Raw genomic sequence first — 18,267 nt, forward strand, 5'->3', positions numbered from 1 at the left:
CCTTCGTAATCCCGAGAAAAGTGACCAATTCGAATGCGGCAAGGATGTTCTAGGCTTCGCAACCCCGTTCAAGAACGGCCTGGCAGGTCGCTCTATGCCCCTTGGGTCCGTAGGCGGGCTTCAGCAAGAGATCGTCAGATACGCCGATGACCACCGTTGTGACCGAGAAACTTCCGCGCGAGAGGGGATCGGCGTCCGCATCATCCTCACTGACGCGGAAGCGTGTCGTGATCATCGGCGGCGGATTTGCCGGGATTGCGGCGGCGCGCGCGTTGAGGAAGGCCGACGTCGAAGTCATCCTGATCGATCGGCGGAATCATCACATCTTTCAGCCGCTCCTCTACCAGGTCGCGACCGCGGTCCTGGCGCCTTCCGAGATCGCGACGCCGATCCGTCAGCTCGAGGCCAAGCAGAAAAATCTCAACGTGGTGCTCGCCGAGGTTACCGGCGTCAGCCTGAGCGCTCGCGTGGTCGAAGTGATCTATCCACGACTTGGCACCCGCAAGCTCGGTTTCGATTATCTCATCGTCGCTACAGGAATGCGTCCGAGTTATTTCGGTCATGACGAGTTCGCGCTGCATGCACCCGGTCTCAAGAGCCTCAATGACGCCGAAACCATCCGCACCAAGATTCTCAGCGCCTTTGAATTGGCCGAGGCTACCGAAAATGAAACGGAATGCGCCCGCCAGATGACGTTCGTGCTGGTTGGAGCCGGCCCGACCGGCGTCGAGCTTGCTGCGTCAATCGCGCAGATGGTCTCGATCACGCTACGCAACAATTTTCGCAGCATCGATCCGGCGAACAGCCGGATCATCCTGCTCGACGGCGGCAGCCGTATCCTGCCGAGCTTTGCCGAGCCGCTGTCAAAGAAGGTCGTGCGGCGTCTCACCAGGCTAGGGGTCGAGGTCAGGACCGGGCTGAAGGTCGAGACGGTCGACGAGCAGGGCGTCATCGCCAGCGGGGAACGCATTGCCAGCGCGACCGTGCTGTGGACGGCGGGAGTAGCAGCCTCGCCGGTCGTGAAAATGCTCGGCACCAAGACCGACCGGGCCGGGCGGGCTCTGGTCGGGCCCTTCATGGAGATCCAGGAGGCGGGTGACGTGTTCGTCGCCGGGGATGCGAGCTCGCTCACCCAGGACGGCCACGCCGTGCCCGGCGTCGCGCAGGCCGCAATCCAGCAGGGCCGGTTTGTCGGGCGATTGATCGCTAATCGCGTCAAAGGACGGAAGGATGGCCGTCCGTTCCTCTACCGCAGCAAAGGCAACATGGCGGTGGTCGGCAAGAATTTTGCGATTCTGGAGGCTGGTCGCCTGCGGACCAGTGGCTTTGCGACGTGGATCGTGTGGGCTGTCCTCCATGTGCTCGCACTGCCGCAGCTTCAGAATCGGTTCAGGGTGCAGACGCAATGGTTCTGGTCATATCTGACCGGTCAACGCAGTTCGCGATTGATTGCGGAAGCGCCTCGTGCCGTCGACCTCATCAAGCAGAAAACCGGATCATGAACGCTTCATCTACCGCACTAAGAGCCGTCCGTTGGATTGTTCTCGCCGGTGTGCTGCTCGGTCTGGGCACGTTTCTCTGGTTTGCGACGCGGCCACCGCCATTGACCGTGCAAGGCGAGGTTTCGGCCAACCGCGTGGACGTCAGCCCCCGCGTCAATGGACGGGTCGCTGACCTCCGCGTCGATGTCGGCGACACGGTCCAGCGGGGCGCCTTGCTCGCGGAGCTGGACAGTCCTCAGCTGAAAGCCTCCCTCATTGCCGCACGCGCGGCCCTTGCGGTTGCCGCGGCGGATTTCGATCGGGTCTACAGCACGCGGCCGGAGACGATCGCCGCCCGCAAGGCGGATCTCGCCGCGGCCGATGCCGATGTCGTGCTCAGCAAGGAAGTCTTCGACCGGCAGACGAGCCTGATCAGCAGCGGTTCGACGCCGCAGCAGCGCGTGGACGAGGCAACGCGGAACCTGGAAACCGCAACACGCCGGCGCGAGGCGGCCAAGGCTGCGCTTGACCTTGCCACCAAGGGAGCCAGCGACGAGGAGAAGGCGCTGGCGGCAGCACAGGTGAAGCAGGCCGAGGCGAGCCTGAACCAGCGCGAGGTCGACGTCTCGGAATTGACGTTGCGAGCGCCAGCGTCCGGCCAGGTCACCAGCCGCGTCGCCGAGCTCGGCGAAAACTTCAGCGCCGGCGCGCCGCTGTTCTCGCTGATCGACATGGGAGATCTCTGGTTCACCTTCAACCTTCGTGAGGACTTGCTCGCTGGACTGAAAATCGACGACAAGTTCGAGGTCACGGTACCCGCGCTGAAATCGCAGGTCATTCCGGTGCGCGTCACGATGATCAATGTGCAGGGCCAATACGCGACTTGGCGGGCAACGCGCGCGACCGGCGACTTCGACCTCCGGACCTTCGAGGTGCGGGCCAAGCCGTTGCAGCCGGTTGACGGGCTACGGCCAGGCATGAGCGCGATTGCGGCGTGGCAAGCGCGGGTGCGCTGAGATGCAGCGTCGCGACCACCAGCAGCCGGGATTTTCGCTGGTATTTTGGCGGGAGCTCGCCTGGTTGCGGCGGCGTCCGCTGCTCCTCATGCTCACCGTCGTCGTGCCGCTCGGCCTGATGCTGCTGTTGACGGCTATCCTGAGCGCGGGGATTGCCACGCGGCTGCCGATCGCGGTTCTTGATCTCGACGGGTCCGAACTCTCCCGTTCCGTCATCCGCGCGGTCGATGCCACGCCCGACACCGCCGCCGTGCTTCGTGTCGCCGAACTGTCGGAGGGGCGACACCTGATCGTCGCGCGCAAGATCCGCGGCCTCCTGATGCTGCCGCGCAATCTGGAGCGCGACGTTTTCGCCGGCCATCGTCCGGAAGTCGTTCTCTTCTACAACACCCAGACATTTACGGTCGGCAATCTGGTCTTGCGGGGCGTCAATAGCGCCATACCGACTGTCGCCGCGGGGATCCGGATCTCGCTCAGGACCGCGGAAGGGCAGCCGGTGGAGGAGGCGCAGGCCGCGATCACGCCGATCCCGCTGCAGACCCATGCGCTGTTCAATTCGACCCTGAACTATGTGCATTTCCTGCTCGCTGCGCTGTTGCCGGCGGTGCTGCAGACCGTCGTCGTGACTACGATGGCCTATGCCGTCGGCATTGATGTCGAGACACGTCATCGCTTTGCGATATTGCGACGCTTGGGCGGAGGACTCTTGCCGGCGATGTTTGGAAAGATGCTTCCGTATACGATCCTATTCCTGTCGATGCTCGGGATCGCCGATTTCGTGCTGTTCAAATACCTGGAGCTGCCGCTGAGAGGCGATCCAGCAGTGCTCGTGATTGCCGGGATTGTCTTCGTCCTGGCGTGCCAGTTCATCGGAGCGCTGCTCGCGCTCTTGCTTCGGCCGGTGGCCGCGGCGGTGAGCATCGCCACGCTGTTAACGGCGCCGGCCTTCGGATTCATGGGCATCGGCTTTCCGCGGCTTGGCATGAACGCTTTCGCTTATGGCTATGGCGAGCTGTTGCCGGGCACCTGGTACTTGATGGCCCGGATCGACCAGACCATCCGAGGAACGCCGCTCGATCTCTCGTGGAAGCCGGCGCTGGTACTGACCGGCTTGGTTGCCGTGCTTATCAGCCTCACCGCCATAAGGGTAAGGATCATGCGCCGATCTATTCCGGAGCGCGCGGCATGAAGATGTTCCTCACCGTGTTTCGCAATGAAATCGGCCGGATATTCTCGCTGCGGCCGGTATTTTCGGTCGTAGTGCTCGCGGCCGCCGTCTACGCGCTGTTCTACCCGCAGCCCTATCTGAACGAGGCCCTGCGCAAGGTTCCGATCGCGGTCGTCGATCAGGACCGCACCCAGACCAGCCGCGAGCTGGCGAGGCTGGTCGACGCGACGCCCGATGTCGCAGTGGCCAGGGTTCTCCCGGACGTTCCGACGGCCGAGCGCGAGGTCTATGACCGCTCGATTTTCGGGATCCTCCTCATTCCACAGCATTTCGAGCGGGACCTGCTGCATGGCCGATCGTCACCGATCGCACTCTACGCGGACGCCAGCTATTTCCTGATGTATCAGCGCATGAACGGCGCGGTGATGGCGGTGTCGCGTACGCTCGGAACCAATTTCGAGATCGTGCGCTTGGTCGGGCTCGGCGTCGATCCGCCGGTTGCGGCCGCGGTGACCGATCCAATGCCTTTCATTCCGGTTCCGCTGTTCAACCCGCAGGGCGGTTACGCCACCTATATCCTGCCTGCCGCCTTCGTGCTGATCCTGCAGCAGACGTTGCTGATCGGCGTTGGCTTGCTCGGCACCTTGCCGGGAGCGCAGGTGATCTTGGCTGGAGCTGCGCGAAGACGCGTCAGCGACCTCGCCTTTGAAACGATCGCGACCGTAGCAGGCAAGCTGCTCGCCTATCTTGCGATCCACGCGCTGATCGTTGCGACCTACCTGATTGGCCTGCCATATCTTTACGGGATTCCACGCCTCGGTTCGGTCGCGACCATTTTGGCCTTCGCGGTGCCGTTCACGCTCGCGGTCGGAGGTCTCGGCTTGGTGGTCGCTGCGACCTTCCGCAATCCGCTGGCGGTTCAGCTCGTCTTCGCAGCGATTGGGCTGCCGTTCTTCTTCCTTGCGGGCTTTGCCTGGCCCGCCGAAGTGATGCCCGCGCCGGTCAGGCTATTGTCGCAGCTATTGCCAAGCACGCTTGCGATCGATGGCCTGGTCGACGTCGCCCAGCTCGGCGCCAGCCTGTCCGACGTCCACCGCGAATTCCTGGGTCTTTGGCTGCTCGTAGCCGTCTATGCCTGCATCGCCGTGATCATCGAGTTTATCAGGCGGCGCCGTGCGCCGCTTCCCGTCCCCGGCTGAGGACATCGCAATGGACGCCTCGATCATTTCCGCGCTCGCTGCCCTGACCGGGACCGCCGTCGGCGGGATGACCAGTCTGATCGCGAACTTGCTGACCCAGCGGCTCCAGCTTCGCGCGCAATGGCTGTCGCATGAGCAGAGCCGCCGTCAGGACCTTTACCGGGAGTTCATCGAGCAAGCCTCGAAATGCTATATCGATGCGCTCCAGCACGATGAGGCCGACATACCGGGCCTGGTCGGTCTCTACGGCAAGCTTGGAAGGATGCGGGTGCTATCGAGTGAACGCGTCGTCCACTGCGGCGAGCACATCGCGAGGAAGATCCTCGACACTTACCTCGAGCCTGACCGGACTTTCGTCGAGCTTCGCGAGATGGCGAAGCATGGCGCGATCGACCTGTTGCACGAGTTCAGCGTGGCCTGCCGCATGGAGTTCGAGGAGCTGGATGCCCGGCGTTTCTGACGTTTCTGAGCTGGTTGATTTCAAGCCGCGAATGGCTTCATTCGGCCGCGACCAGCGAGCGGGCAAAGCAAAGGCCCGGTCGCAGTGTCTTGAAGTCAAGCATCAATAGCCGTCGCTAGGCAGCCGAGGGCTTATGCTCCTGAGGGCGTGGCACGGCGCCGCTGACGAGCAGTCCCTCGATCCGGCTGTCGTCATAGCCCAACTCCTTGAGAATATCGGCATTGTGCTCGCCGAGCTCCGGCGCGCGCCTGGCCGCGACCTTCGTCACGCCGTGGATCTGCAGCGGACTGCTGACGGTGAACGTCAGATTGCCGCCAGCGCCCTCGAGCGGAACGACGATGTCGTTCTCGTGCAGCTGCGGATCCTTGACGACCTCGTAAGGCGCCCGCACCACACCGAAAGTGATGTGGCTGTGATCGAAAACGTCGTGCCAATGCGACATCGGTTGCGAACGGAACACCTCGTCGAGGATTGCCGAAAGCTGTGCCGCATTTGCCACCAGCTTTGCGGCATCCGAGAAGCGGGCGTCGGACAAAAGATCGGGGCGGCCGACAGCGGTCGCGAAGGCAGGCCATTTGTCAGGCGTCAGCACGATCAGGAACCAGGCCTCGTCGGAGGCCTGATAGACATTGAAGATCGCGTTCGGTGGGCTCTTGCGATCGTGCAACGGATAGAACTGGGCATCACACAGTGCCGCCTGGACCGAGACACCGCAGGCCCAGACACCCGAGGCGAGCAGCGACGTCGTCACGTAGGAGCCTTGCCCCGTCCGCTCACGTCGGTACAGCGCAGTCACGATAGCCGAGTAGAGGCTCACGGCGGTGGTGTGATCGCCGCTGCCGGAGACCGGCAAGGTCGGCGGCGCGCCGGCATCGCGGGTGAGGGAGAGCAGGCCGCTTCGCGCCCAATAGGCGGTGATGTCAAATCCGGGCAGGTCGGCGTCCGGCCCTTTGTCACCATAGCCGGTAATGTCGGCATAGATCAGGCGGGGATTCCACGCCGTGACATCCTCATAGTTGAGCTTCAACCGTTTGCGCGCGGGGTGAGGGGTGTTGACGATCAGCACGTCAGCCCATTTGACCAGCCGCTCGAGAATCTCAGCCGCGTGCGGTGATTTCAGGTCCAGCGTCACGCTCCGCTTGTTGCGATTGTTCAGATGCCAGGGATAGTTGTCCTTGGCACGCGGCTGCGGCGGGATCTTGTAGCCGATGCGCCAGGTATCGCCGCCTGGCGGCTCGACCTTGATGACGTCAGCGCCGAAGTCGGAGAGGATGACGGCGGCTCCCGGGCCGGCGATGAAACTCGCCAGATCCACAACCTTCAGTCCCGAGAAAATGTTGTCAGTGGACATTTGCTGTCTCCTCAGCGTTGCAGTTCGTGCGCGATCGAATGACGGGTGTCATCGGCGGCCGGGCGGTCCAGCACGCGGGAAATCCATCCGGTTAGCCGCGTCTGGACTTCGCGGCGATTGGTTTCGTTGAGCATCTCGTGGCGTCCGCCCGGATAGGCATCGAAGGCGATGTCGTGCAGGCCGGCGGCGCGGTAGCGCTCCACCAGGAGTCTGACGCCATCGAGGTGTTGGCCGACGGGATCTTCGCTGCCGGAAAACAGGTACACCGGTAGGTCGCAGCGTATCTTTGACAAGGCGACGGGATCGCAGAGCGTGGGAGCCGAACCAAGAAAGGACGCAAGCGAATCTGGCTGTAGGGCCGCAAAACACAGGGGGTCATCGATGAACGCGTCGACAACGAGCTCATCGCGGCTCAGCCAGTCGAACGGCGTGCGCGCCGGCTCAAATGCGGCGTTGAGCAGGTTCGCTCCGGGTGGCGCCGAACTCGCCAGTCGCGCCAGCCCGTCGAGCGCCCCTGACCCCGAAAGGATGAGACCATCGATTTTATGGCTGTGATCGATCGTATAGCGCTGCGCCGCGAAGGAGCCCATGCTGTGGCCAAACAGGAGCAGGGGCAGGTCGGGATGCTCGTTCCTGGCAACCTCGCTGAGGCGCACCATATCCGCCACCAGCAGCTCGAAGCCGCCTTCGCCAAAATCTCCTAACTGTGCGGCCGAGCGGGCGGTGAGTCCATGACCGCGGTGATCGTTGCCGTAGACTGTAAGGCCCATCGAAACCAGAACATCGATGGTGTCGACGTAGCGCCTCAGATGTTCGCCCATGCCGTGCGCGATCTGGATCACACCCCGGGTCGGCCCGCGGCTGTCCCAGCGCGCGCAGGCTACGCATAATCCGTCGGCACTGGTGAGCTGAAATTCGGCGCTTGGACTCGCGGATGTTTTGGAGACTGCCATGACACGCCTTTCAGCCACTCGCGCTTCAACGACCATGAAACTGCGGCACGCGCTTCTCGAGGAAAGCGGCAGTGCCTTCCTTCTTGTCCTCGGTCGCGGCGCAGATGCCGAAATAGGAGGCCTCCAGCGCAAATCCCTCCCTCTGGCTTGTCTCGAGGCCCTTGTGAGCTGCTTCCAGTGAGAATTTCACGGCGATCGGCGCGTTGGCGGCGATCTGCTTCAAGATCGCTTCGGCGCGCGCGATCACCTCAGTCGCCGGCACAACCTCGTTCACCAACCCGATGCGGTATGCTTCCTGCGCCGAAATCGTTTCCCCGGTCAGGATGAGCTGCAGAGCCCGGCCCTTGCCGACCAGCCGGGGCAAACGTTGCGTGCCGCCGCCGCCGGGTAACAGGCCGAGCTTGACTTCGGGTTGTCCGAACTTGGCATGCTCGGCCGCGATCCGGATGGTGCAGGCCATCGCTGTTTCGCAACCACCGCCAAGCGCGAAGCCATTGATCGCCGCGATCACGGGCTTGCCGAGATTTTCGATCAGGTTCAGCACATCCTGACCGAAGCGGCTGGATTCCTCCGCCTCATAGGCGTCGACATGGGCGAGTTCGCTGATATCGGCCCCGGCGATGAAGGCCTTGTCGCCGGCGCCTGTGAGGATCACGCCGTGCACGGATGCGTCAGCCTTTGCGTCCTCAAACGCTCTCTGCAGGTCGATCCAGGTCGGCATGTTCAGGGCATTGAGCACTTTTGGGCGATTGAGGGTCACGTAGGCGATGCCGTTCTTCTTGTCGTAGAGCACGTTCGCCAGCGCCAACGTATCTGCCATTACTGTCTCCTCGTCCGGAACGGGATGGGCGGAGGGCGTGACCTCTCGCCCGTTCTGCGGCGCGGTTAGATGAAGGCGCTGATGCCGGTGATCGCCTTGCCGACGATCAGATTCTGCATCTGGTAGGTTCCTTCGTAGGAGTAGAGCGCCTCGACGTCGGCAAAGAAGCGCGCCACGTTGTAGTCCGCGACGATGCCGTTGCCGCCCAAAAGTTCGCGCCCCCACGCGACGGTTTCGCGAGCTTTCGCCGTGCAGAAGGCTTTGGCCAGCGCCGCATGGTGGTCGCCGAGCTTGCCTTCGTCGTCGAGCTGGGCCAGCCGGAGCATCATGCATTGGCAAGCGGTAAGGTTGCCGAGCATCTTGGCCAGCAGATCCTGCACCAGCTGGAACGAGGCGATGGGCTTGCCGAACTGGAGACGGCTCTGGGTGTAGGCGAGGGTGTTCTCAAATGCGCCCATCTGCGCACCGGTCGATGCCCACCCGACCATGTAGCGGGTCATGCGCAATACGCGGGCGGTGTCGCGGAAGGAGTTGCCGCCCTGCAGCCGGCTAGCTTCTGGCACGCGCACGTCCGTCAGCGTGATCTGGCCGTTCTGGACAACCTTGAGCGCGACCTTGTGTTCGATCTTCTCGACGCTGAAGCCGGGCGAGCTCTTGTTCTCCACGATAAAGCCCTTCACCTGGTTATCGCCGAGGTCGCGGGCCCAGATGATGGAGAGATCGCACCATGGCGCGTTGCCGATCCAGCGCTTCTGGCCGTTCAGGACCCAGGAATCGCCGTCGCGCTTCGCGGTCGTGGTCAGGCCGCCGCTCGCACCGGAGCCGATCAAGGGCTCGGTCAGGCCGAAGCAGCCGATCTTCTCGAAACGAGCCATCTGCGGCAGCCATTTCTGCTTCTGCTCTTCGGAACCGTCGAGATAGATCGAGCCCATCGCAAGGCCACTGTGGACACCGAAGAAGGTACAGATCGACGGATCGACCCGTGCCAACTCCATTGCCACGAAGCCGAACTGCTTCTGGCTGCCGCCGGCGCATCCATAGCCTTCGTAGCCAAGCCCGCCGATGCCGAGCTCCTTGAATGACGGCAACAGTTCGAACGGGAAGGCGTCGTCGGACCAATATTTGTTGATGATCGGCTTGACCTTCGTATCCATGTAGGCCCGCACCTTCTTGACAAGCGCCAACTCGTCGGCGTTCAGGAGCTCGACAAGTTGGTAGAAATCGCCGTCCGGCACTGGCAGTGCCTTCGCGTCCGGTTTGCGGGCTGCAGTGGCTGTGGCCATGTTGAATCTCCTTGGCGGGACGGTTTGAAGCGCGAAAGCCTGAGCGAAGCGTCGAGCGCGCTGATTGGTCTCGCCGCCGAATTTGCCGGGAGCGCCGTCCGCGTTCTTGAAGCCGCTTGCCGTTCCAGGGACGTTTTTGCTTCGTTGTAGCGGGAGCGGCGAAGTGCGAATTCGTCGCCGCGCCGTCGTGAATTCGCCTCCAAGGACTGAGGTTTTGGAGGCGCGTGCGGTCCGATCGAACGTTTGGCGATTAGGCGACCTTTGCCTGATTTGCCTTGCTGGCCTTGTTGCGCATTTCGATAAGCCCGAGCAGGATTTCGTCGCGCTCCGCAGCCAGCTCGTCGATAGAGCGTGAACCGACTTCGGCGTGAACGCCGTCGATCAGCTTTTGCTGAACCTCAGGGGTAAGCTCCGGCGAGCCCAGCACCTTCCACCAGGCCGTCATCGGACCGGTGAACTGTTTGAAGAAATGCTCGATGCCACCCTGGCCGCCGCCGAGATGATTGAGAAGCACTTGGCCCATAATGCCCCAACGCAGGCCTGGCCCCCAGCTCAACGCGGTGTCGACGTCGGCGACGCTGACGACCCCGTCAGCAACAAGGTGATAGACCTCCCGCGCCAGCGCGGCTTGCAGTCGGTTCGCGACGTGGCCGGGCACTTCTTTGTTGAGACGGATCGTCCGCTTGCCGATGGACGTATAGAACTCCGCGGCGCGGCGTATGGTGTCCTCTGAAGTCCTGACGCCGCCAACGATCTCAACGAGCGGGACTAGATGAGGCGGATTGAAGGGATGCCCGATCACGCAGCGCTCTGGATGCAACTCGCAGGCCGACTGGATCTCGCTCATGGTCAGCCCCGACGAGCTCGAGGCGATGATCGCATCGGCGGGCAGGAGCTCGTCGAGCTGCTTATACAGCGTTCGTTTGAAATCGATTTTTTCCGGGCCGTTCTCCTGAACGAGATCAGCGTCCCTCACCGCGTTCGCGAGTGCTGCGGTGAAAGTCAGCCTGCTCTCCGTTGCGCCGGGCGCAAGGCCTAATCGCTGCAGCGCCGGCCAGGCCGTTGCAACAAAGCGCCTGAGAGCCGCTTCCGCGTCCGGGGCAACGTCGGTCGCCACAACCTCGAGGCCGTTCGCAAGGAAGAGGGCGGTCCAGCTCGCGCCAATGACGCCCGTTCCTATGATGGCCACCCGGCGAATGGGCTTGTGCTCCGGCATATCAATTCTCCTGGGGGATTTCGGCATAGGCGATGCCGGTGAGATTGCCCTGGGCGTAGAGGAAATTTCGCTCGGCCGAGCCGTCGAGCCGAGACGAGTAGAGCGATCCGGCAAAATCGGTCACGAAGATCCGATCGTGCGGGACGTCCAGCGCAATGCCGATCGCTTCCATCAGATGATTCAACACGATCTCGGGCTCGGCGGGCTTGTGGTCGATCGAGGCCCGACTGACGGTGTTGCCACGCGGCGCGTCGCCACGATCGGTCCAGTACAGGAGGCGGCTCTTCAGATCGAGCTCGAGGTCGATCGGCTCCGGCAGGCCATCGAAGAACACCTTGACGTCGGAACGCTTCTCGGCCGTCTCGCCTTTCGGAATTTCCACGTTGGCGCAGAAGATGCGGCCCTGGCCGCCATTGTCTGGGCCCTTCTGCGTCCAGTAGATATTGTTGTGCCTGGGGTCGATGGTGAGCCCGACGCACCACCGGGTCTGGTCACGCCGGTCCGCGTCGCCGTGGCCCGCTTCGATCAGCGTCTCCAATTGCGAGCCGTCGAGATTGGCCCGCATGACGCGCATGCCCTCGCGATCGCACCAGTATAGTTTGCCGGCTTGCTTGTCGAGAATGATCTGCTTGGGGGTATGAGTGTCGCCTTCGGCGACGATGGTCTTGCGGTTCCTGCCATCGAGATCAGCGCGCTCGATCGAGCCGTCGTTCAGGCTTGGAACGCCCATGTTGGTCCAGTAGATGTGGCCCGCTTCGACATCTACGACAATGCCGTCCGGAAACCGGCAGCCAGTCACAATGGTCTTCTTGTTCGAACCATCTACGTTCATCGAATGAATGCAGCCGGCATTCAATTCGAGCACAAACAACCGAGGGGTGGCGGCCTGCGCGCCGGGGTGTGGCACTGGTTTCGAGACGGCGTCGGGCATGTGTCACCTCTGCAGCTAATGCGTCCGACAACCGATCGGGTTCGACCGGTTGTCGGCGGCTACAATGGCTCAAGTGCCGCTCGCCTTATTGGATGGGATTGCCACCTCTGGAATGGTTTTGCTTTTTCTCTGGACCACAGCCTTGCGTACTGAATGCTCGCGGCTTACCGAAACCCTATTGCAGGGTTCCATTCGCCGCCGGCAACGTGAAGGAGAATCGGGCGCCACCGTGGATGCTGCCATTGTCGGCTTCGATTCGCCCGCCATGGGCCTCAATGATCGAGCGGCAGATGGACAATCCCATTCCCATGCCTCCCTCCTTGGTCGTGAAGAAGCTCTCGAACAAGCGGGGCTGGTGATCCGGTTCGATTCCGGGACCGCTGTCCTCGACGCTGCAGCACAGCGACGCGCCGTCAAGCGAGGCGGTCCGCACGGTGATCCTGCGCTCTGCTGCGCCGACCTGCGCCATGGCCTGCATGGCGTTGACGGCAAGATTGACAATGACCTGATGCAGCAAGGTCCGATCCGCCAGCACATGCGGCGCCGCGGGCAAGAAGCTGTGTGACACGGTAACGCCGCGCCACTCGACTTCATGCCGAAGGAACTGCAGCGCTTCCAGGATAATGGCGTGCGGGGATACGAGCACGCGCGCGGGCGCGCGGCGCGCGGCCATCTCGCGCACGCGGGCGATAATGTCGGCCGCCCGCCGGGCATCCGAAAGACTGCGTTGGATCAACGTACGGACCTCGTCCAAATCCGGCTGGGGGCGGTTGAGCCATCTGAGACCCGCCGAGCAATTGGTCGCTATCGCTCCGAGCGGCTGGTTGAGCTCATGGGCGATCGAGGCGGTCAATTCGCCAAGCGTCGAGACCCGGGCGGCATGCGCGAACTCGATCTGCAATCGCTCAAGTGTCTCCTGCGCTTTGACGAGCTCGGTCAAATCGACCAGTCCCGAAATTGAGAAGCCGAAACCGGTGCGCACTGCAGTGAAAAGCACGTCGATTAGCCGGCCGTCCAGCGTGACGAACTGCATTTTTTCCTCGAAGAATGATTCATTTCGAAATCGGCTCTCGAGAAGGCGCCGCAAGTATTTGGGCTGCCAAAATGGGGTTATTGGTCCCAACAAGTCCTGTGCGTCGTTGGCGCCCAGCAAACGTACGCATGCGTCGTTAACTTCCTCGGTTTTGAATGCGTGCATCGCTTTCATTATCCATTCGGGATGTGCGTCCAGGTACGCCGGGAAGTCAGTGACGCCGGCGGCCCTGAGTTCATCAAGCATCTCGCACGCGGCCCCGGCATCAACCCTCCATAATGAGATCGGCATGAATTTGAAAAGAAGGCGATAGCGTTGCTCGCTTTGCTCCAAGGCCGAATAGGCGACCTTGTGCGAAGTTACGTCCATGACGGCGCCGACCAGCTTCGGATGTCCGCGTTCCTCCAGTGAGGGGCGGGCGACGACATGCAGCGTCTTCACTGAGCCATTCGGCATCAGCAGCCGATGTTCGAAATCGAGCGGCTCCTCGTGGGTGGCCGCTCGCTCAAGCTGCGTGCGGACCAGTATACGGTCGTCGGGATGGACGCGCTGGAAGACGAGCTCGAGGGTCGGTTTTGCTTCGCTATCAAATCCGAATATCCTGAAACTCTCCGCCGACCAGGTCAGTTCGCCGGTCGTGACGTTCCAGCCGAAACTGCCGGTGTGGCTCAATCGCTGCGCTTCCGATAGATAGGCCGCCTGACTTTTCAAGAGCGCTTCCTCGGCGCGCTTGCGGGCTGTGATATCGGTATTGCTTTGGAGCGTGCCGATCAAGTTTCCCCGTGTGTCACGCCGCACTGTCCATTTGCTGGAAACCACGACCTCGGCGCCGTCGCGCGTCAACTGCACCAATTCGCCCTCCCAACGGCCGTCGCGGTTGGCGGTCTCGACGATCTCCTGCAAGGGGGCAGGATAGACGGTCTTCAAGAGCAAGTGCACGGTCTTGCCGAGCGCTTCCTCCCGGGTCCAGCCGAACAGCCGTTCGGCGCCGCGGTTCCAGTAAGTGATGACGCGATTGACATCGACGACCAGGATGGCGTCCGGTGTCAGGTCGAGGAGATGCGCCTGCGCGTGCTGTGCCTCGCCGAAGCGGCGTGCTCTCCTGACGAGCGTGGTGATCGCAAACGACGTCACCACGAATGCGACAAGGGCCACCGCGTCCTGCGTACTCGTGATCTCGAAGGAATAGAGGGGTACCATGAAGAAGTAGTTTAGGCAGCCGACCGCAATCAGCGAGAAGAGCGCGGAAGTGACGAAACTGTCCATCAGCGAAAGTACGATGATGATGAGCAAATAGGCGAGTATTGCGGTTCCCGGGCGGTCGAAAATCTGGAGCCGCACCATTCCCCAGGTTGCCGCGGTCATCAGCACGATGCCGACCGTCCAGAGCCTCGCAAGGTAGCGAATATGCTCGTTGAACGTAGGTCTTGTTCTCGGGAGGATGACGTCAGGATTTGGCTTCGTGTTGAGGAGAGCCGCTATGAATTCCGAGAGGAAGCTTGTTGGCACAGGCCTATGCTCGGCGCTCGTCGGCTCGTACTCGACCGCTGTGTCTGACTGCCTTAGATGCTGCATGGCTGTTGCTCATCAATGTTCGACGGAATCCCGGAGACTACCGGCGATGCACGCTGGTCAGCTCCGTCGACGTCCTATCCCTGCCTCCATGCCTCGGGATGCACACCGGTTACGCCCTTGAATACGCGCACCAGGTGAGCTTCGCTGGCGAACCCGCACGCGAGAGCCAGTTGATCCAGATCGGCTTGCCGATTTCTCCGCAGCAGGAACTTGGCGTGCTCGACCTGATGCTGGAGCAGCCAGCGGTATGGGCTGACCCCGGTGGTTTGACGGAAGGCTCGCAGAAAAGCGCCGGTGGGAAGTCCGCACTCGCTGGCAAGGTCGGACACAAAGATCTCGCCGTCCAATCGGGAGCTTAGAACCTCCTTGGCGCGCCGCTCTTGCCATGGCGCCAGACCCGCGAGCGTGCAAGGAATTACACAGCTGCCGACGCCATAGGTCTTCAGCGTATGCGCCGTCGCCGCAATCGCCAGATGGTCGATGAAAACTTGGTTGGCTTCCTTGGGGCGCTGGAATGCCGGCAGCAGGGCTGTCCCCAGTCCGCTGAGCACGGCATCCTCCACGCCAACGCCGGGCTCATTGGCGAATTCGTCTACCCGACCACAGCCTTCCATATCGGCGATGACATCGAGAGCGGCCCGCGGGACGTAGAAATGCAGTGAATGAAAGGTGCTGATGCCGTTGGCGATCGGATTGGAGCGCAAGTCGTAGATGCTGACGCTTCCCGCTCGCAAATAGCTGGTCGGCACCTGCCGGTTGTCGATGAAGAGATCGTGTTGTGGGCAGTCCTGAAGCTGCACCGTGATCAGAAAGGCGTCCTCATAGGGGATCGGCGCTGTGAGGCCGTGGTTGGCGATATCACACTTGATCTCGGTGACGGCGATCTTCGACTTTTGGAGGGAGCGCGTCACGAATGCGGGCGCTCGCTTGAGCTGGAAGGCATCTGCGAGCCGCTGGCCATAGGCGCCGCCTTGGTCCGTCATGTGAGACCTTTCTGCAAGCGATGCCGCTATTTGCACCGCCCTGCAGAAAAACGATTGTCAGATTCGTGCAGGCTTTGACCGTTTCGACCATGAGAAATCTAAGACGTTAGTCTAGATTTCGGCGCCACACGCCGGGGCTGACACCGGTCAAGCGGGAGAAGACCCGGGTAAAGTGGCTTTGATCAGCGAAACCGCAGGCAAGGGCGACTTCCGACAGTGACAGCCGTCTCTCGCGCAGCAGGACCTTGGCCTCGTCCACGCGTTTCTGCTGAAGCCATTGGTGGGGTGATAGACCGGTCGATTGCCGAAATGCGCGGGCAAAATGACTTGCCGATATGCCGCAATCATTTGCCAAATCCGCCAACGAGATGTCGCCCTGAAGACTAGCGGCGAGCGTCTCTTCGGCCCGTTTCAACTGCCAGGGTGCCAATCCGCCGCGCGTTGGCCGGATTTGCGAAACCATGCCGCCATACATCTTGGCCACGTGAATGCCGACCGCGAGCGTGACGTGATCCACAAAGATACGGCTGGCTTGATCAGGATGCTCGAAAGCCGGAACGAGCGAGGAAGTCAGCGCGCGTATGATGGGATCATCGACCCCGACGCCGGGCTGATAGTGAAGTTCGTGAATGCGCCGCGCCTCTGCGTTATCGGCAATGATGTTGAGTGCACTACGTGGAAAATAGAAATGAACGCAGTGGCAGGCCTTGTTGATGGTGAATTGCGGACTGCGCTTGAGATCGTACAGCGTGGTCTGGCCGGCTCTGAGAGAGGTGAGGGGAGTGGTGCGCTCGTCTTCAAAATATTCGTGAATGGGATAGTCGACAAAATGATAGCCGATCAAATAGGCATCTTCACGAACAAGCGGTGCAGATATGCCATGTTCAGGGTTGTCCGAGCGCAGCTCTGTAACCGCGATACTGGTATTGCGCAGTGAACGCGAAACGAATGCGGTAGCCTTGGCCCGCAAGCGCTCACCAAATCTGTCCCCGTAACCGCTGCTCTTTTGCATCCCAAGTCTCAGCTGCTTGAGTTGCTTTGCCGGCTAGAAGGTTAAGCTTGCGCGGCAAGGCGCTCTGTTTGAAATAGGCGTACGGATTCTTGTAGGGCGCACGATACTGCCTGCGACGGCGAACGACAACGATCTTTGTCGTTCTAATAGACATTAGTCGCGGTTTCGACGCCAGGCACCAGGACCAATTCCGACAAGACGTGTAAAGACGCGCGTGAAGTGACTCTGATCGGCGAATCCGCAGGCGAGCGCGATCTCTGAGAGCGACATTTTGCGCTCGGACAGCAAACTTTTTGCCTGGTTGACGCGGCGCTGCAGGAGCCACCGATGTGGCGAGAGGCCGGTGGATTGCCGAAACGCCCGGGAAAAATGACTTGCCGACAAGCCGCAATCGTTTGCCAGGTCGGCCAGAGAGACGTCGCCCTCCAAGTTAGCCCCCAGCGTGTCCTCGGCGCGCTTCATCTGCCAAGGCGCCAATCCGCCGCGCGAGGTCGTGGCGACTGAACGCACATCCCCATATGTCTTGGCGACATGAATGCCAACCGCCAATGTGACATGCTCGACAAAAAGGCGGCTTGCTTGTTCGGGATGCTCGAAAGCCGGCACCAGAGAGCCGACCAATGCCCGCAGAATGGGATCGTCGACACCGGCACCGGGTTGATACCGCAATTCCTCGACCTTCTGCGCGTCCTCACCTTCCGCGATCAGGTTCAACGCGACACGCGGAAAATAGAAATGAATGCTGTGGAATGGATTATTGATATAGAACTGCGGGTTGCGCTTCACATCGTACAGTACCGTCTCACCGGTCCTGAGCGATGTTACTCCCGCAATTCGGCCGTCCTCGAAATACTCATGGACTGGATAGTCCCGCAGTATAACCGCCACCAAGAACGCATCTTCGCGCGTAAGGGGCGCGGACAGGCCATGTGGCGGATTGTCGGCGCGGACCTCGGTTGCGGCGATATTGGTGTTGCGCAACGAGCGAACAAACGAGGTGGCTTGCGCCCTCAGGCGTTCTCCGAAAGATTGGCCGTAAGCGCTGCTCTCTTCCATGCTCGACCAACCGAGTTGTCGTCAGGCGTTCAGAGCCGCTGATTTACGGACCATGAGCGAAGCCCCGTGAGCCAAGCTCCGTCCCGGCGGACGCGCGACGGCATCCACCATTTAGGCAGTTTTATACCATTGGTGTCTTTACCGATCTTGCTGATTTTCGCTGCCCTTGGTTACTGGGTCTTTCGGCGATATTTGCCCGGCGCCAGGCCGAAGGCGCGGGTGAAAGCGCGGGTAAAGCTCGACTGTGAGGAAAAGCTGCAGATCAGGGAGATTTCCGCAATCGTTGCGGCTCCGTCGGCCAGCAATTCCTTTGCCTTCTCGAGGCGGCATTCGCGCAGGAAGCGATGCGGGGATTCTCCTGTGGCTTTGCGAAAAGCCCTGGAGAAGTGAAACGGGCTCAGGCTCGCAACCTCCGCCAAGTCCTTGAGACGGATAGTGTTATGCAGGTTGGCCGCGATGAATTGCATGACGCGCCGCAAACGGCGGTCGTCGAGCGCTCGCGACGCAGACGATCTATCGCGGCGCGCAGGCATGGCTATTCCGTTCGGCGTTGCGAATCGCGTTGTTCAAAGGTTGCTGCGCGGTCGCGTGGTGGCGGACCATTTTCCATTATCTCCCGTCGGCTGCCCCCGCTTTGCGGGGCACCGGGGCGGGAGGTAGCGACCAGGGTGCAGCGCAAACATCACGGAGAACCGTGAATTGTGCAGTCACGGACGCAAGCGTCTGTATT

16 protein-coding genes are annotated in these 18,267 nt (G+C 61.6%); 5 read left to right on the plus strand and 11 right to left on the minus strand.

Going from position 1 to position 18,267, the window contains the following annotated elements:
* Positions 1 to 146: 146 nt before the first annotated feature.
* Genes ACZYOF_RS13480 through ACZYOF_RS13500 form a run of 5 tightly spaced genes read left to right on the plus strand, consistent with a single transcriptional unit; the run spans position 147 to position 5,324 of the window.
* Complete coding sequence (locus tag ACZYOF_RS13480) at positions 147 to 1,502, plus strand: NAD(P)/FAD-dependent oxidoreductase (protein ID WP_463716054.1); 1,356 nt, start codon at positions 147 to 149, stop codon at positions 1,500 to 1,502.
* Positions 1,499 to 2,497, plus strand: coding sequence for an HlyD family secretion protein (locus ACZYOF_RS13485; protein ID WP_463716055.1), 999 nt, complete (start codon positions 1,499 to 1,501; stop codon positions 2,495 to 2,497). Before ACZYOF_RS13480 ends, ACZYOF_RS13485 begins: the two co-directional genes overlap by 4 nt.
* Before the next feature lies 1 nt (position 2,498).
* Positions 2,499 to 3,686, plus strand: a complete 1,188-nt coding sequence (locus ACZYOF_RS13490; protein ID WP_463716056.1) for an ABC transporter permease — start codon at positions 2,499 to 2,501, stop codon at positions 3,684 to 3,686.
* Positions 3,683 to 4,864, plus strand: coding sequence for an ABC transporter permease (locus ACZYOF_RS13495; RefSeq protein ID WP_463716057.1), 1,182 nt, complete (start codon positions 3,683 to 3,685; stop codon positions 4,862 to 4,864). Before ACZYOF_RS13490 ends, ACZYOF_RS13495 begins: the two co-directional genes overlap by 4 nt.
* Before the next feature lie 10 nt (positions 4,865 to 4,874).
* Positions 4,875 to 5,324: a hypothetical protein gene (locus ACZYOF_RS13500; RefSeq protein ID WP_130577832.1), complete on the plus strand. Its 450-nt coding sequence runs from the start codon at positions 4,875 to 4,877 to the stop codon at positions 5,322 to 5,324.
* A 115-nt stretch (positions 5,325 to 5,439) separates the two neighbouring features.
* On the opposite strand, the gene ACZYOF_RS13505 is transcribed toward ACZYOF_RS13500, so the two are convergent.
* The 11 genes from ACZYOF_RS13505 to ACZYOF_RS13555 all read right to left on the minus strand — a co-directional run bounded on the left by ACZYOF_RS13505 (position 5,440) and on the right by ACZYOF_RS13555 (position 18,004).
* Complete coding sequence (locus ACZYOF_RS13505) at positions 5,440 to 6,675, minus strand: CaiB/BaiF CoA transferase family protein (protein WP_463716058.1); 1,236 nt, start codon at positions 6,673 to 6,675, stop codon at positions 5,440 to 5,442.
* Positions 6,676 to 6,686: 11 nt separating this feature from the next.
* Complete coding sequence (locus tag ACZYOF_RS13510; RefSeq protein ID WP_463716059.1) at positions 6,687 to 7,628, minus strand: alpha/beta fold hydrolase; 942 nt, start codon at positions 7,626 to 7,628, stop codon at positions 6,687 to 6,689.
* A gap of 25 nt (positions 7,629 to 7,653) precedes the next feature.
* Positions 7,654 to 8,448: an enoyl-CoA hydratase-related protein gene (locus ACZYOF_RS13515; RefSeq protein ID WP_463716060.1), complete on the minus strand. Its 795-nt coding sequence runs from the start codon at positions 8,446 to 8,448 to the stop codon at positions 7,654 to 7,656.
* 65 nt (positions 8,449 to 8,513) lie between these two features.
* A complete protein-coding gene (locus ACZYOF_RS13520) occupies positions 8,514 to 9,731 on the minus strand; it encodes an acyl-CoA dehydrogenase family protein (protein ID WP_282527484.1) in 1,218 nt (405 codons plus the stop codon).
* A gap of 250 nt (positions 9,732 to 9,981) precedes the next feature.
* The gene (locus tag ACZYOF_RS13525; protein WP_463716061.1) at positions 9,982 to 11,061 is read right to left on the minus strand and encodes a 3-hydroxyacyl-CoA dehydrogenase NAD-binding domain-containing protein; all 1,080 of its coding nucleotides are present in this window, start codon (positions 11,059 to 11,061) and stop codon (positions 9,982 to 9,984) included.
* Positions 10,949 to 11,878, minus strand: a complete 930-nt coding sequence (locus ACZYOF_RS13530; RefSeq protein ID WP_463716062.1) for a 3-hydroxyacyl-CoA dehydrogenase — start codon at positions 11,876 to 11,878, stop codon at positions 10,949 to 10,951. The genes ACZYOF_RS13525 and ACZYOF_RS13530 overlap by 113 nt, the downstream gene beginning before the upstream one ends.
* A gap of 175 nt (positions 11,879 to 12,053) precedes the next feature.
* Complete coding sequence (locus ACZYOF_RS13535) at positions 12,054 to 14,486, minus strand: PAS domain-containing protein (protein WP_463716063.1); 2,433 nt, start codon at positions 14,484 to 14,486, stop codon at positions 12,054 to 12,056.
* Between the two features lie 74 nt (positions 14,487 to 14,560).
* Complete coding sequence (locus ACZYOF_RS13540) at positions 14,561 to 15,469, minus strand: helix-turn-helix domain-containing protein (RefSeq protein ID WP_463716064.1); 909 nt, start codon at positions 15,467 to 15,469, stop codon at positions 14,561 to 14,563.
* Between the two features lie 106 nt (positions 15,470 to 15,575).
* On the minus strand, positions 15,576 to 16,481 hold the full coding sequence (locus ACZYOF_RS13545) for a helix-turn-helix domain-containing protein (protein WP_463716065.1): 906 nt from the start codon (positions 16,479 to 16,481) through the stop codon (positions 15,576 to 15,578).
* A gap of 153 nt (positions 16,482 to 16,634) precedes the next feature.
* Entirely contained in the window at positions 16,635 to 17,537 is a 903-nt protein-coding gene (locus ACZYOF_RS13550; protein WP_463716066.1) for a helix-turn-helix transcriptional regulator, read from the minus strand.
* A gap of 170 nt (positions 17,538 to 17,707) precedes the next feature.
* The gene (locus ACZYOF_RS13555; protein ID WP_165421029.1) at positions 17,708 to 18,004 is read right to left on the minus strand and encodes a helix-turn-helix domain-containing protein; all 297 of its coding nucleotides are present in this window, start codon (positions 18,002 to 18,004) and stop codon (positions 17,708 to 17,710) included.
* Positions 18,005 to 18,267: the final 263 nt, after the last annotated feature.

The organism is Bradyrhizobium sp. LeoA1Lang, from assembly GCF_055413685.1.